18 protein-coding genes are annotated in these 12,154 nt (G+C 42.9%); 4 read left to right on the plus strand and 14 right to left on the minus strand.

Annotated elements, in window-relative coordinates; translation table 11 throughout:
• Positions 1-37: 37 nt before the first annotated feature.
• The 6 genes from AB1Y31_11740 to AB1Y31_11765 form a co-directional block, all read right to left on the minus strand.
• Positions 38-472: an RDD family protein gene (locus tag AB1Y31_11740; protein MEW4983850.1), complete on the minus strand. Its 435-nt coding sequence runs from the start codon at positions 470-472 to the stop codon at positions 38-40.
• A gap of 112 nt (positions 473-584) precedes the next feature.
• Positions 585-1,064: a hypothetical protein gene (locus tag AB1Y31_11745; GenBank protein MEW4983851.1), complete on the minus strand. Its 480-nt coding sequence runs from the start codon at positions 1,062-1,064 to the stop codon at positions 585-587.
• A 161-nt stretch (positions 1,065-1,225) separates the two neighbouring features.
• Complete coding sequence (locus tag AB1Y31_11750) at positions 1,226-1,456, minus strand: hypothetical protein (protein ID MEW4983852.1); 231 nt, start codon at positions 1,454-1,456, stop codon at positions 1,226-1,228.
• A 63-nt stretch (positions 1,457-1,519) separates the two neighbouring features.
• Positions 1,520-2,080: a hypothetical protein gene (locus AB1Y31_11755; protein MEW4983853.1), complete on the minus strand. Its 561-nt coding sequence runs from the start codon at positions 2,078-2,080 to the stop codon at positions 1,520-1,522.
• Between the two features lie 68 nt (positions 2,081-2,148).
• Positions 2,149-2,925, minus strand: a complete 777-nt coding sequence (locus tag AB1Y31_11760; GenBank protein ID MEW4983854.1) for a hypothetical protein — start codon at positions 2,923-2,925, stop codon at positions 2,149-2,151.
• Between the two features lie 103 nt (positions 2,926-3,028).
• A complete protein-coding gene (locus AB1Y31_11765) occupies positions 3,029-3,508 on the minus strand; it encodes a hypothetical protein (protein MEW4983855.1) in 480 nt (159 codons plus the stop codon).
• Positions 3,509-3,668: 160 nt separating this feature from the next.
• Here AB1Y31_11765 and AB1Y31_11770 point away from each other — a divergent pair, with 160 nt between their 5' ends.
• From AB1Y31_11770 to AB1Y31_11780, 3 genes are read left to right on the plus strand one after another with little or no spacing between them, the layout of a single operon-like run.
• Entirely contained in the window at positions 3,669-4,652 is a 984-nt protein-coding gene (locus AB1Y31_11770) for an integron integrase (GenBank protein ID MEW4983856.1), read from the plus strand.
• On the plus strand, positions 4,645-5,454 hold the full coding sequence (locus AB1Y31_11775; protein MEW4983857.1) for a cobalamin-binding protein: 810 nt from the start codon (positions 4,645-4,647) through the stop codon (positions 5,452-5,454). The genes AB1Y31_11770 and AB1Y31_11775 overlap by 8 nt, the downstream gene beginning before the upstream one ends.
• Positions 5,447-6,055: a DsbA family protein gene (locus tag AB1Y31_11780; GenBank protein ID MEW4983858.1), complete on the plus strand. Its 609-nt coding sequence runs from the start codon at positions 5,447-5,449 to the stop codon at positions 6,053-6,055. The genes AB1Y31_11775 and AB1Y31_11780 overlap by 8 nt, the downstream gene beginning before the upstream one ends.
• Positions 6,056-6,063: 8 nt before the next feature.
• Here the strand turns inward: AB1Y31_11780 and AB1Y31_11785 are convergent, their stop codons facing one another.
• From AB1Y31_11785 to AB1Y31_11800, 4 genes are read right to left on the minus strand one after another with little or no spacing between them, the layout of a single operon-like run.
• Complete coding sequence (locus tag AB1Y31_11785) at positions 6,064-6,528, minus strand: glycine zipper 2TM domain-containing protein (GenBank protein MEW4983859.1); 465 nt, start codon at positions 6,526-6,528, stop codon at positions 6,064-6,066.
• A gap of 54 nt (positions 6,529-6,582) precedes the next feature.
• Positions 6,583-7,068, minus strand: a complete 486-nt coding sequence (locus AB1Y31_11790; GenBank protein ID MEW4983860.1) for an LEA type 2 family protein — start codon at positions 7,066-7,068, stop codon at positions 6,583-6,585.
• A gap of 56 nt (positions 7,069-7,124) precedes the next feature.
• Positions 7,125-7,766: a glutathione S-transferase gene (locus tag AB1Y31_11795; protein MEW4983861.1), complete on the minus strand. Its 642-nt coding sequence runs from the start codon at positions 7,764-7,766 to the stop codon at positions 7,125-7,127.
• A gap of 12 nt (positions 7,767-7,778) precedes the next feature.
• On the minus strand, positions 7,779-8,261 hold the full coding sequence (locus tag AB1Y31_11800; protein MEW4983862.1) for a peptidylprolyl isomerase: 483 nt from the start codon (positions 8,259-8,261) through the stop codon (positions 7,779-7,781).
• A 72-nt stretch (positions 8,262-8,333) separates the two neighbouring features.
• Here AB1Y31_11800 and AB1Y31_11805 point away from each other — a divergent pair, with 72 nt between their 5' ends.
• Positions 8,334-9,164, plus strand: coding sequence for a PHP domain-containing protein (locus AB1Y31_11805; protein MEW4983863.1), 831 nt, complete (start codon positions 8,334-8,336; stop codon positions 9,162-9,164).
• On the opposite strand, the gene AB1Y31_11810 is transcribed toward AB1Y31_11805, so the two are convergent.
• Genes AB1Y31_11810 through rsxD form a run of 4 tightly spaced genes read right to left on the minus strand, consistent with a single transcriptional unit; the run spans position 9,161 to position 12,153 of the window.
• The gene (locus AB1Y31_11810; GenBank protein MEW4983864.1) at positions 9,161-9,814 is read right to left on the minus strand and encodes an energy transducer TonB; all 654 of its coding nucleotides are present in this window, start codon (positions 9,812-9,814) and stop codon (positions 9,161-9,163) included. The two genes, AB1Y31_11805 and AB1Y31_11810, sit on opposite strands and share 4 nt — an antisense overlap.
• Before the next feature lie 9 nt (positions 9,815-9,823).
• A complete protein-coding gene (locus AB1Y31_11815; protein MEW4983865.1) occupies positions 9,824-10,507 on the minus strand; it encodes an electron transport complex subunit E in 684 nt (227 codons plus the stop codon).
• On the minus strand, positions 10,500-11,126 hold the full coding sequence (gene rsxG, locus AB1Y31_11820; GenBank protein MEW4983866.1) for an electron transport complex subunit RsxG: 627 nt from the start codon (positions 11,124-11,126) through the stop codon (positions 10,500-10,502). Before rsxG ends, AB1Y31_11815 begins: the two co-directional genes overlap by 8 nt.
• Position 11,127: 1 nt before the next feature.
• Positions 11,128-12,153 (minus strand): electron transport complex subunit RsxD, encoded by a 1,026-nt coding sequence (gene rsxD / locus AB1Y31_11825; GenBank protein ID MEW4983867.1) that lies wholly within the window; start codon positions 12,151-12,153, stop codon positions 11,128-11,130.
• Position 12,154: the final 1 nt, after the last annotated feature.

The raw sequence follows: 12,154 nt of genomic DNA on the forward strand, positions 1-12,154 counted from the left end.
GTCCCAAGTGAGCAAAGCGAACGACTTGAACGCCATGTTAGGATGATGCTTTATCAAGAACTAAACATTTTGCGATTAAGTCATGAAGGCCTTGTCTTCTCTCTGTAAATGGAATCATGATGAAACCAATAAACAAGAGCATAGCTGAGATGATTTTAGCTACATTACGAGTTATTGCATGCGATAGACCTATCTGGCTTCCGTTTAAGTCTGTTACTTTTATTCGAAACAGTATTTTTCCTATAGTACCTTGCTTAGAAGAGCTTTCCATTAATGAAAAATATAAAATATCAATGATGTACCCTATATAACCAACCTTATCTAAGGTTGATGGATCCGTTACACCTGCACTAATCACTAACAGGGATAGCAGTATGATTACAAAAATATATGAGATAGTCATCGCGATAATGATATCAATGATGCCTGCTACAAATCTTTTCCATGAAACAGCGTAGTTTTTAACGTCCATATTTTAATATCCTAACGTCCTAACGTCCTAACGTCTTAAATAAGGGGCGCGCGTTTCTTTGCGCGTCCCAGCCAGCGTGTTTTTGCTGGCGAACTTGATTTTTTTGTTAGCATTATTTGATGTCAGATTTATCAATTTTAAGAATTGTTTGGTAAGTATCATTTAGGTACTCACGAATTCCTTTAAGTATTTTACCTGTCCATCCGTCAGATGTAACATCTCCGCTAAACCCAATATCTTTAGAGCCTTCAACAATAACTTTTACCTTTGTAGCACTACCATATTCTTTGAAATAAACACCTGCTATGACATTCCAGTCATGAAGAGTTATTCCATGCTCACCAATTACCATACCCTTCGATTTATCGGCTTTTCTTAGAGAGAACCCAGCGTTACCTAGACCAACTTTTGCTGCCTCATAAATTTGATTTTTATTGTATCCATGAAAAGTCTCAACATGCTCATATTTTGACCATCCAGTTTTACCTTCCGCTGAGTCGAAATCAACTGCTGAAACATCATGAGGAACCATGCCTACACTAGCGCATGCTTGAAGAAAGATTACTGCGATAAATAAAATTAACTTGTTCACTAGAACTCCTTGAAATGCTAACGCTTAGTGTAACCCGCCGCGATTGATTACGAAAATATAGGAAACGATGCAAATGCAGAACGAAATTGACCAACTTAAAACCAGTGACGACTTTAGCGGTCTGGTTTACAACCTTGTTAGGTTTTTTACATCAAATGAGGCTATGGAATGAATATTTTTACAGCCATAGAGATAATACTAAGTATTACAGCAATAATAGCTATTCTAGTCGCTCGCTCTGAGCTTAAAGTTGCTTTACGAGAGATTGACAGGGCTTCTTCTGCAATTTCATTAGCTCGCTCAGAAACATCTAGAGTTTTACGAGAAATCAATAATTTCTCTTTTTCTCGAAACGATGATTGACGCGCTGTTGCCCAGTTTTCATTATCCATTTTGAAACCTAACGTTTTATATAAGACGCGCGCGTCTTTTAGCGCGTCGCCTTGATATTTTTGTTAGAGCTTTTCACGCAAAGCCTCTCTTAATGGTAAAAGTGCTTTATACACAACTTGTAATATGGGTAAAAGTTGCCTAAGGCTAACTGTTGCACCACCAACTTTGATTGAATGTAGGTTTGAAAGAGCCTCTTGGGATTTGCTGCGCGGGTCTCCAAGATGAACCCCTCCTAGCACATTAGAGCAGTGGTCAATAATATCTCGAATGCTAATGAGTTTTCCATCAGTAAGAATTACTTTATGTGAAAAGAACTTATCACGTGATAGCTCTACTATTTGAATTTTATTCGGCATAACATCAGGGGTTAGCCCGTCTAATACTGCATAAAAACTAGGCTTATGAGAAAGTACAAGCTTGGTGTACTCGGTTTCCCAATGATCAACTATACGAAATACAATTTTTTGACGTATTTCTTTATTCACTACATCAGTTAAGCGGTTTCCATCAATTAACAACTGACGAAGTAAAGCTGATGATCTTAAAATTTCATAATCATCTGGGGTGTCGATGACATTTTTAATATCATCTATAGTTCGACAAAATAGCTTGTTTGGATTCATTTCTAGTGAGCTCTAACGTTTAGGGTAAAGCGCGCGGGTCTTTTTCCGCGTCGCATTTGACCCACTTGTTAGAGCGCAGTTAACACTTCCCAGCCCTTGTGGGTTAGTTCAAAAGTATGCCCTTTATGGCCAAGGTCTTGAATAAACCCTTTGTTTTTCAATTCTTCTAATCCTGCTTCATACCTGACATATGTTTTTTGATCTTTCATACCAAAAGAATTTCCACCAACTTGAATAGACCTATCATTAAGAGTTCTTCTTTTCATGATAGTCCCGTTCTTATCTTTGGAAGCAGCCATTAATATTTCTTTTGCCTCTTTTGAAAGAGAGAATTCTGGCTCTTGTTGTTTCTGTAGCTCTTGAGATAATTGATCGCGTTCATTTCTTATTGTATTAAGTTGATTAATCAACTTATCTTTTGTTTCTGAGTCTTCAATATCCGCTACTTCTTCGTCTCTTTTCGCTCTTTCAATAAGTTCCTTTTCTTTAACAGCAAATAAATCTGATCTAGACTGCTCTAGTTGAGTCTGTTTTATCGTTTTTTTGTGCTCTGCTTCAAGTTGGAGGTTTTCAACAAGTTCTTTAGGCTTTCTTTCTATTAGGCCAAATAAATACCTTAACCAATGAGCTGTGGCTGCAACCAACGCTCCGATAGCTAAAGGGTAAATTAATAATGTATAGAGATCAGTCTGCGCATCAAACAATGCTAACTTTTCAGTTGGATTTCCATTTGAGAATACAAGGTAAAAGAAACCTCTCCAGTTAAGCGCTAAAAATGCGAGGATGGAGTAACCAAAATATGGGGTCTTTATTCGATTATTGACCGCTTCAATAACTTCCTTCACTGAACTCTCCTTTGTGCTCTAACGTCTTAAATAAGGGGCGCGCGTTTCTTTGCGCGTCCCAGCCAGCGTGTTTTTGCTGGCGAACTTGATTTTTTTGTTAGCATTATTTGATGTCAGATTTATCAATTTTAAGAATTGTTTGGTAAGTATCATTTAGGTACTCACGAATTCCTTTAAGTATTTTACCTGTCCATCCGTCAGATGTAACATCTCCGCTAAACCCAATATCTTTAGAGCCTTCAACAATAACTTTTACCTTTGTAGCACTACCATATTCTTTGAAATAAACACCTGCTATGACATTCCAGTCATGAAGAGTTATTCCATGCTCACCAATTACCATACCCTTCGATTTATCGGCTTTTCTTAGAGAGAACCCAGCGTTACCTAGACCAACTTTTGCTGCCTCATAAATTTGATTTTTATTGTATCCATGAAAAGTCTCAACATGCTCATATTTTGACCATCCAGTTTTACCTTCCGCTGAGTCGAAATCAACTGCTGAAACATCATGAGGAACCATGCCTACACTAGCGCATGCTTGAAGAAAGATTACTGCGATAAATAAAATTAACTTGTTCACTAGAACTCCTTGAAATGCTAACTTGTTATTAACAGGAATCATAATTCCCTTTAATTCCCTTATATAGCAGGAACAAAATTCCTGTTAATATCATAATAAAGAGCAAACAGGGAATTGTTTCATGCCTTTTCAAGGAAAGTCTAAACCAAAGGTACGGTTCGTGCCACAGTCAGTTCGTTTAATGGATCAGGTTAAAGAGGTGCTTCGATACCATCATTATGCTTCGCGAACAGAAGAGTCCTATATCCATTGGATTCTTACATTTATACGTTTTCATAATAAGCAGCATCCTAAGGGGTTAAGTAAAAGTCACATAGAGGCTTTTTTATCACATATGGCTGTGAACAAGAATTATGCCGCGTCCACCCAGAACTTGGCACTTAATGCCATTGTGTTTCTTTACAAGCAAGTTTTGGGTTTGTCAGTAGCAGATGATCTAGCGCCAATACGATCTAAAAAAGCGGTGCGCTTACCAGTGGTGTTAAGCCAAGGTGAAGTGATGAAGATGTTAGGCAATATGAAGGGTGTTCATAATTTATTGGCACAGTTGATGTACGGAGGTGGGTTACGTGTAATGGAGGTATTAAGAATACGCGTGCAAGATATAGATTTTGAAAATGGGTACTTATTAATTAGGGATGGAAAGGGCGGAAAAGATAGAACAGCTTTATTGGCGCAAACAGTTGAACCGTTTTTACAAGCGCATTTGGATGAAACACGTAAACAGTTTGATAAGGATAGGGAGAATGATGTGCCAGGTGTGTTTTTACCCAATGCGCTAGCGCGTAAATACCCTAATGCGGCGCTAACGTGGGGTTGGCAATACGTTTTTCCATCGAAAAGTTTATCCAAAGACCCTCGCAGTGGAATTATTCGGCGACATCATTTAGATGATTCGACATTAAGGAAAGCAATTAGCGGCGCTAAAAAGAAATCAAATATTAATAAACGAGTCACTTCGCATACATTTAGGCATTCTTTTGCGACGCACTTGCTTGAGTCTGGTACAAATATACGCGTAGTGCAAAAGCTCTTAGGACATAACGATGTGAAAACAACAGAAATCTACACACATGTATTGCAACAAAATTTGGATAAAGTAATAAGCCCATTAGAACGGCTAAGTGAGTTAGAGAATGATTAAAAATAGTTACGGTGCACAGCGGATTGTTTGTTTAACAGAGGAAACAACCGAGGCACTTTATTTAATGGGTGAACAAGATCGCATTGTCGGTATTTCTGGCTTTACTGTGCGTCCTGCTATTGCGCGTAAGGAAAAGCCCAAAGTATCGGCTTTTATCTCGGCAAAAATAGATAAAATTTTGGCACTAAAGCCTGATTTGGTATTGGCATTTTCTGATATGCAGGCAGATATTACCGCTGAGTTGGTGCGGGCAGGCTTACAAGTACACGTCTTTAACCAGCGTTCGATTGTTGAGATTTTCGACATGCTACACACGCTAGGTGCGCTGATTGGTGAACCGGAAAAGGCGGCGGTGTTGGTTAGGCAATATCAAAAGAATATAGATGACAGCATGGAGCAGGCTAAAGGGTATGTAAAAAAGCCGCTGATTTACTTTGAAGAATGGGATGATCCGCTTATTTCTGGTATTAAGTGGGTGTCTGAATTAGGCGAAATAGCAGGTGGTGTTGATTGTTTTCCTGAACTATCGAAAGAGGCGGGCGGCAAGAATAGAATTATTGACGATCCGCAACGGGTGGTTGCTCGACAACCGGATATTATTATCGGCTCGTGGTGCGGCAAGAAATTTAGACCAGAACGTGTTGCGCAACGGGATGGCTGGTCTGATATTCCGGCGGTAAAGCACCATCAGCTGTTTGAAATAAAGTCAGTGAATATTTTACAACCAGGCCCAGCGGCATTAACAGATGGCTTGCGCGAGTTACAACAAATTATTGCTGGTTGGGTAAAACAATATGGATAAAGTACTGTATTACGTGCACGACCCGATGTGCAGCTGGTGTTGGGCGTTTAATAAGGTTTGGGCAAAGGTGCAGGCGTCTTTAGCGAGTGATATTGAGGTGCGCTATGTGTTAGGCGGTTTAGCGCCTGATAGTGATGAGCCGATGGATATAGATTTACAACAGCGAATCAGTTCAGGCTGGTACCGTATTGAAGAAAAGGTTCCCAGCACGCAGTTTAACCATGATTTTTGGACGCTGTGTTCGCCAAGGCGATCGACCTACCCGTCATCTCGCGCGATCATTGCGGCGAGAATGTTAGATAGCGAATCGGAAAGGCGAATGTTGTTAGCGATTCAGCAAGCCTATTATTTGAAGGCTAAAAACCCAGCCGATGATGACGTGCTGATTGAATGCGCGCAGGATATAGGCTTGGATAGTCTAGCGTTTGCCGATGCGTTAAACAGCGTGTCGACACAACAGCAATTATTGGCTGAGATTAAGTTTGCTAGAAGCATGGGGGTTAGGAGTTTCCCAAGCTTGGTGCTGGAAACGTCTAATGAGAAGCGCGTATTGAGCTATGACTATAACGACCCAAGTGTTTTGCTATCTCAGCTGCTTTAATGCTTAGGTTATTGAATAACGCGTAGTTTTCCCGCTGCGCTTTTAATTAAGGTGACGTGATCGCCTTTGCTAAATAATATGTTGGGGTTAACTTCTTGTACAACGGACTGAATTTGGCCATTATTCATTTGTACTGTTATTTGCACGCCATTAGCTCGGTTGTATAGTGCTTCGGCTTTATTGCCGATAATGCCGCCAACCACCGCGCCTGCAACTGCGGCAGCAGAGCGACCACGACCGCCGCCGACGCTACTGCCGGCAATGCCGCCAATTAACCCGCCTGCAACTTTGCCCACGATATTGCCTTCTGAATCAATGGTTACCGCCTGAAGGTCAATAATAATGCCGCTGTTAACTTGTAACGACTGATTGGCTTCGCTGGTTGAGTAGCGCTGATTCGATGCGCCATATGGGTTAGGCCCTGCGCAAGCCATTAAAATGGTGCTGAGTATCAAAATAGATAGCGTTTTCATGGGAATCTCCTGTGTAAGGCTTATTTGCTTAGAGCCGATAGTTGCCGCATTGGTTCACTTACTGAGTAAGCTTGCAAAGTCCAAAGTGCCTTCTTTTTCAAAGGGTAGGTTGTATAACGAAATGGGGTTAGCAAGGGTGCCGTGGCTGAGGTGGCCTTGCAAACGAAAGTGCAGCGGCTTGTTATTGGATAGTGTTTGTAGCTGCTTGATAAGGCCAAGTGTATTGCTAACCAATGAGACGCTTAAAAACTGTTCTTCATAAGGCATAACATCGACCGACTGTTTGCTAACGCCGTGTGCAAACGCTGAGCCATTGATGTTTAGCGTATAGCTAAGGCCTTTAATAAAAAGCGGGAAGTCGTTAGTGTTTTGAATGCGCAGGGTTAATTCATATCGCTGCTCAAGCAATTGTGCGTCAATCAGTTGAAGGTTTTTGATGCTGATTTGTGGCGGTTCGGCGTGGTATGTGATGCCAGCACATCCGATAAGTGCGACGCTGATTGATAGCAACATGAGAAAACGGCTAATAAAGTGGTTCATACTCATCTCCATTGATATGTTCAATCTTATGCCAGCGGCAGGACGAATGAAAGAGTTTAAAACTGAATGCTCTCTTGCCCTTCAGCCCAAGGCGCGTATTTATGCATAATGCTGTCGAATAATTCAGAGGTTAGGTAATGGTCAAACCAACGGTGTAAATTGCTGTAAGGCGTTTGACGAAACCACTCAATATCAACGTGAGCGAATTGGCGAATAAAAGGGAAAATACCGAGGTCGGCGAGTGATGGTTGTTGATCGATCAGAAATTCGTGTTTTGCTAAACGCTGTTCTAATAACCTTAGAAAAGCTTCGGCCTGTGTTCGGTAATGTTCAGCTGGGAATTCGGGGAAGCGGTCGGCGTATTTGTAATGATCCAAATGTTTTTTAAAGTTATTATCATTCTCCTCAATCAATAGGTTCGCCTCTTGAACGCGTTGAGCATTGCCCCTGATGTGATCAGGGTCTTGCTGCAATGTTGCCCAATGTACGATGTCCCAGCTTTCATCTATCACATCTGCATTGGCTAATTGCAACACAGGCACGGTGGCTTTCGGCGATATAGCGAGCATTTGAGCGGGCTTGTTACGTAACACTACCTCACGCAACTGCACCGGTACGCCGCTGTACCTGATGGCAAGCCGAGCGCGCATGGCGTACGGACAGCGACGGAATGAGTACAGAACAGGTAAGGCAGGCATTAATAACCTCTATTAATGGTGGTGGCCGCCTGCGCCGTGTGCATGGCCGTGTGAAATTTCTTCTTGCGTTGCTTCACGAACATCCACGATATCGATATCAAAATGCAGTGTTTGACCGGCAAGCGGATGGTTAGTATCCACTTTGGCCATGAACTTACCGATTTTAACGATACTCACCTGACGCTGACCTTTCTCGGTATGTACCGTAGCGATCATCCCAGGGCGCCATTTTTTTGAACCGGCTAAATGCTTAACCGGAACACTTTGGATAGAGTCGTCTACACGTTCTCCGTAACCATCTTGCGGTTGGACAGTAACGTTGAATTTGTCGCCGGCTTGTTTTCCTTCTAGGGCGAGTTGCACGCCACGAATCATTCCGCCGTGACCTTGTAAGTAAGCGGTTGCGTCTTGCCCTGCGGAGCTTTCAACAACTTGGTCTTCGTCGTTTTTTAGTGTGTAGTGAAATCGTACAACGGTATCTTTAGTAATTTGCATAATCAATAGATCAGTTTTGAATAAGCGTCGATTTTACCATTCAAGCGGGGCGCTGAGTGTAAACTAAGCGGTATGAGGAAGATTGATTTACATACACATACGCTTGTTTCTGACGGCAAGCTAACGCCAAATGAACTTGTTGCAAGAGCGCAAGCCAATGGTGTGGATGTGCTGGCTATTACAGACCATGACACAGTAGCTGCTTATCAACAGTTGGCGGATATTAAGTGTGATGGAATGACTATTATTCCTGGTATCGAACTGTCTACACAATGGCGTGGGATTAACGTCCATATCGTGGGACTGAATTTAAATTTGGACAGCGAATCAATTATTGAAGGCGTTGCTCAGCAAGAAAGGGCGCGGAGTGATCGGGCCGTGTTAATAGCAAAGCGTTTAACGAAAGCTAGGCTGCCGATTAATTTCCAACAAGTTGAAGAAATTGCTAACCACTGTAATGTCGGGCGGCCGCACTTTGCGCAACACCTTGTTGATCTGGGGCTGGTTAAAGATATGTCGGCGGCCTTCAAAAAGTATTTGGGTAATGGAAAAATCGGTGATGTGAAGCAATGCTGGGCTGATTTGCCGCAAATAATTCAGTGGATTGTTGAGGCTGGCGGCGTTGCAGTGTTGGCGCACCCATTGAAATATAAAATGACGAGAACCAAGTTATCGCTGCTATTAGACGATTTTATTGAAGCAGGTGGGCGTGCTATGGAAGTTGTTTCTGGTAAGCAAACACAAGACGAAACTCGTTTTTTGGCGGGTCTTAGTATAGATAAAGGCTTATTAGCTTCGTGTGGTTCCGACTTTCATCAGCTGAGCCAGTGGAGTGATATCGGTTCTATGTCGGCTTTTCCTAAAGAGTGTGAGCCGGTTTGGACTGCATGGGAAAGTATTTAGTAGGCGTTAAGGCGAAACTCTATTTTTTGCTTAAAGGTAGATAACGAATTAAAACGGCTGGCGGGAAACTGCCATGTTTTGATGGTTTTTAAAGCAGACCGATCTAAAGCCGACGAGCCAGAGCTTTGAATGATAATGGCTTGATTAACGTGTCCATCATTAGCAACTGAAATTTCGAAAATAACGATTCCTTCTGTTCCCCTGCGCCTAGCGATTGAGGGGTATTTTGGTTTTGGTTGGTAGGTAGGCTGCGGTGAGGTAAAGGTGGCGGGTTTACTAACAGGCACAGGTAATGGCGAGGCTGCTTTTTTTGGAATAATTTTAGGCGGTACAGGCTTAATTACTTTTTTTACTGGTTTTACGCTAATTTTCTTGGGCGATGGCGCCTGAGTGACGACTTTGCGCTTTTTTATTACTTTTGGCTTAGGTTTGATCGGTTGAATAGGCGGTGGAGTAACCGGTGTGGGTTCAGTTAGCAAGACACTGACTCTTTTTGCAGGCATGCTGTCGATATCTTCCGTTGCAAAGATACCGGTTTTGTAGGCAAAAGCTGCTAGAGCAGCGTGCACAATAAGGGAGATGAGGATAAACAAAAGCGCCGATTTGGGCTTATAAACAAGAGTCCCCCATGAATAAGTGGTACTGCTCATGGCGCGCTATTAAACCTTTTTAGGCTCCATTGATAAAGTGACTGGTTGGCTCGCTGGCTTTGCTAATCGTTTATCAATGACGTTCTTTAATGCGATGAGTAGGCCCAAACCAATGAAAGCGCCCGGTGGTAAAATAGCGAGCAAGAAACCTTCATAATCGTCAATGACGTAAATCGTCATGTCTCTGGCGGCTTCGCCAAACATTAGATGAGCGTTTGAAAATAGGGTGCCAGAACCCAGCATCTCGCGCGCCGCACCTAAGATAACGAGGGCGCAAGTAAAACCAAGCCCCATAGCCAGTCCGTCAACACAGGAGGCGCCCAGTGGGTTTTTCGAGGCGAAGGCTTCGGCGCGACCAATAATGGAGCAGTTGGTGACGATGAGGGGAATAAAAATACCGAGTATTAAATATAGTTCGTAGAAGAATGCGTTCATAATCAGCTCAATTGCCGTCACAATCGATGCAATTATCAACACAAAAACCGGCAGTCGTATTTCGCTACCAACTTGTTGGCGAACCAAAGAGACAATGGCATTGGATAAAATAAGGGTTAATGTGGTGGCGATGCCAAGCCCTAAGCCGTTAATAACCGTGTTGCTTACGGCTAATAAGGGGCAGAGCCCAAGCAAGGCAACAAATGCTTGGTTGTTATCCCAAAGGCCATTTTTTAAAATTTGTTTATAGCTATCCATCGGTATTCACTAGCGCATCATGATTTGCTTGGTAGTATTGTAAGGTTTTTAACACCATTTTGACGATGGCGCGTGGCGTTATGGTGGCCCCAGTAAATTGGTCGAACTCGCCACCATCTCGTTTTACCCGCCAATTTTTAATGTCTGGGTTTTGTAACGAGAGGCCATTGAATGAGTAAACCCAGTCACTTTTATTGGTGTCTATAGCGTCCCCTAAGCCTGGCGTTTCATGGTGTGAGACTGCGCGAACGCCGATTAGTTCGCCATTTTCCTGAATGGCTACCAGAAGTTTAATAGAGCCATTGTATCCGTCGGGTGCGGTTGGAGCAGCGACTATTGCAATCAATTGTTTACCCTTGAAGGCTCGATAAACGGTTACCTCATGTTCGCTACCAAATGCGCTACTATCGGAAATCTTTAAGGGCTTTTCTAATAAATCATTGTCGTATAGCTCATCTGGGATGAGTTCGCGTAAATTCTTTAAAACAAACAGCCGCTCATTTTCCGCAATTTTTTCGTGAGTAACCGAATGTGTAAAAGACACTAAGCCGATGCCGATGAGCGAAAATAGGCCCAGCACCCAGCCAGATTTGATGATTAATGTCTTGTTATTAGCCATGTTAGTTGTGCCCGTAAACGCGAGGCCGCGTGTAGTGGTCGATTAAAGGCACGGCCATATTGATCAATATAACGGCAAAGGCGATACCTTCAGGGTAGCCACCCCATGTGCGAATAATGTAAGTTAAAACGCCAATCAGTGCGCCGTAAATAAAACGACCTTTTAATGTCGTTGCTGCTGTGACAGGGTCGGTGGCGATAAAAAACGCACCCAATATTGCGCCGCCACTGAGTAAATGGAAGGCTGGTGATGGCGTGAGGCCCGGGTCAAGCAGGTAAAAAAACAGGCTTATGACAAGCAAACCAGATAATAATCCGGCGGGGATGTGCCAGCTAATGATTTTTTTAAATAATAAAAAGATACCGCCAAGTAAATAAGCAATAGACACCCATTGCCAACCTTCTCCAGCGATTGAACCAAAGATTGAGGAGGTTTTAATTTCCGCCGTTGTTTGGTTTAAGCCGAGCAGCGTTTTCATTTCATCTAGAGGCGTGGCCGCGGTTATCGCGTCAACCAGCTCGTTGTTTGAATGCGTACCGAAAATGATAACAAAGAGGTCAGAAAAGCTGCTGCCGCTTGGCAGTAATGAATGAGGTAGCATCCATACGGTCATGCTTTTCGGGAACGACACCATCAACACGGCAAAGGCGACCATTGCGGGGTTGAACGGGTTGTAGCCCAAGCCGCCGTACAAGTGTTTAGCAATAACGATGGCAATAAATGCGCCAATAAAGGGGATCCACCACGGTGCTAAGGTGGGTAAAGCTAAGGCGAGTAATACAGCAGTAACGACGGCGCTTAAGTCACTAACAAACGGTAAAATAGGGCGACCGCGAAGGTAGAGCATACATGCTTCAGCGGCAACGGCTGTTGAAACGCAAATAATGATATTGAATAGTACGCCATAGCCGAACTGCCAAACCATGGTGAATATGCCCGGTGCTAATGCAGCAAGTACCCATAGCATCATTTTTTGAATGCTATTTTGCGGGGCAATAAAGGGCGCGTTTGAGGTTAAAAAATGCACG

The organism is Cycloclasticus sp. (assembly GCA_040743155.1).
Taxonomy (GTDB): Bacteria; Pseudomonadota; Gammaproteobacteria; order Methylococcales; family Cycloclasticaceae; genus Cycloclasticus.

What these genes read in the sequence shown, in the direction of transcription:
- AB1Y31_11815 (MEW4983865.1), bottom strand. Translation starts at nt 10,507, where the DNA reads ATGGATAGCTATAAACAAATTTTAAAAAATGGCCTTTGGGATAACAAC.
- AB1Y31_11805 (MEW4983863.1), top strand. Translation starts at nt 8,334, where the DNA reads ATGAGGAAGATTGATTTACATACACATACGCTTGTTTCTGACGGCAAG.
- AB1Y31_11810 (MEW4983864.1), bottom strand. Translation starts at nt 9,814, where the DNA reads ATGAGCAGTACCACTTATTCATGGGGGACTCTTGTTTATAAGCCCAAA.
- AB1Y31_11790 (MEW4983860.1), bottom strand. Translation starts at nt 7,068, where the DNA reads ATGAACCACTTTATTAGCCGTTTTCTCATGTTGCTATCAATCAGCGTC.
- AB1Y31_11750 (MEW4983852.1), bottom strand. Translation starts at nt 1,456, where the DNA reads ATGGATAATGAAAACTGGGCAACAGCGCGTCAATCATCGTTTCGAGAA.
- AB1Y31_11780 (MEW4983858.1), top strand. Translation starts at nt 5,447, where the DNA reads ATGGATAAAGTACTGTATTACGTGCACGACCCGATGTGCAGCTGGTGT.
- AB1Y31_11775 (MEW4983857.1), top strand. Translation starts at nt 4,645, where the DNA reads ATGATTAAAAATAGTTACGGTGCACAGCGGATTGTTTGTTTAACAGAG.
- AB1Y31_11800 (MEW4983862.1), bottom strand. Translation starts at nt 8,261, where the DNA reads ATGCAAATTACTAAAGATACCGTTGTACGATTTCACTACACACTAAAA.
- AB1Y31_11795 (MEW4983861.1), bottom strand. Translation starts at nt 7,766, where the DNA reads ATGCCTGCCTTACCTGTTCTGTACTCATTCCGTCGCTGTCCGTACGCC.
- AB1Y31_11755 (MEW4983853.1), bottom strand. Translation starts at nt 2,080, where the DNA reads ATGAATCCAAACAAGCTATTTTGTCGAACTATAGATGATATTAAAAAT.
- AB1Y31_11740 (MEW4983850.1), bottom strand. Translation starts at nt 472, where the DNA reads ATGGACGTTAAAAACTACGCTGTTTCATGGAAAAGATTTGTAGCAGGC.
- AB1Y31_11785 (MEW4983859.1), bottom strand. Translation starts at nt 6,528, where the DNA reads ATGAAAACGCTATCTATTTTGATACTCAGCACCATTTTAATGGCTTGC.
- rsxG (MEW4983866.1), bottom strand. Translation starts at nt 11,126, where the DNA reads ATGGCTAATAACAAGACATTAATCATCAAATCTGGCTGGGTGCTGGGC.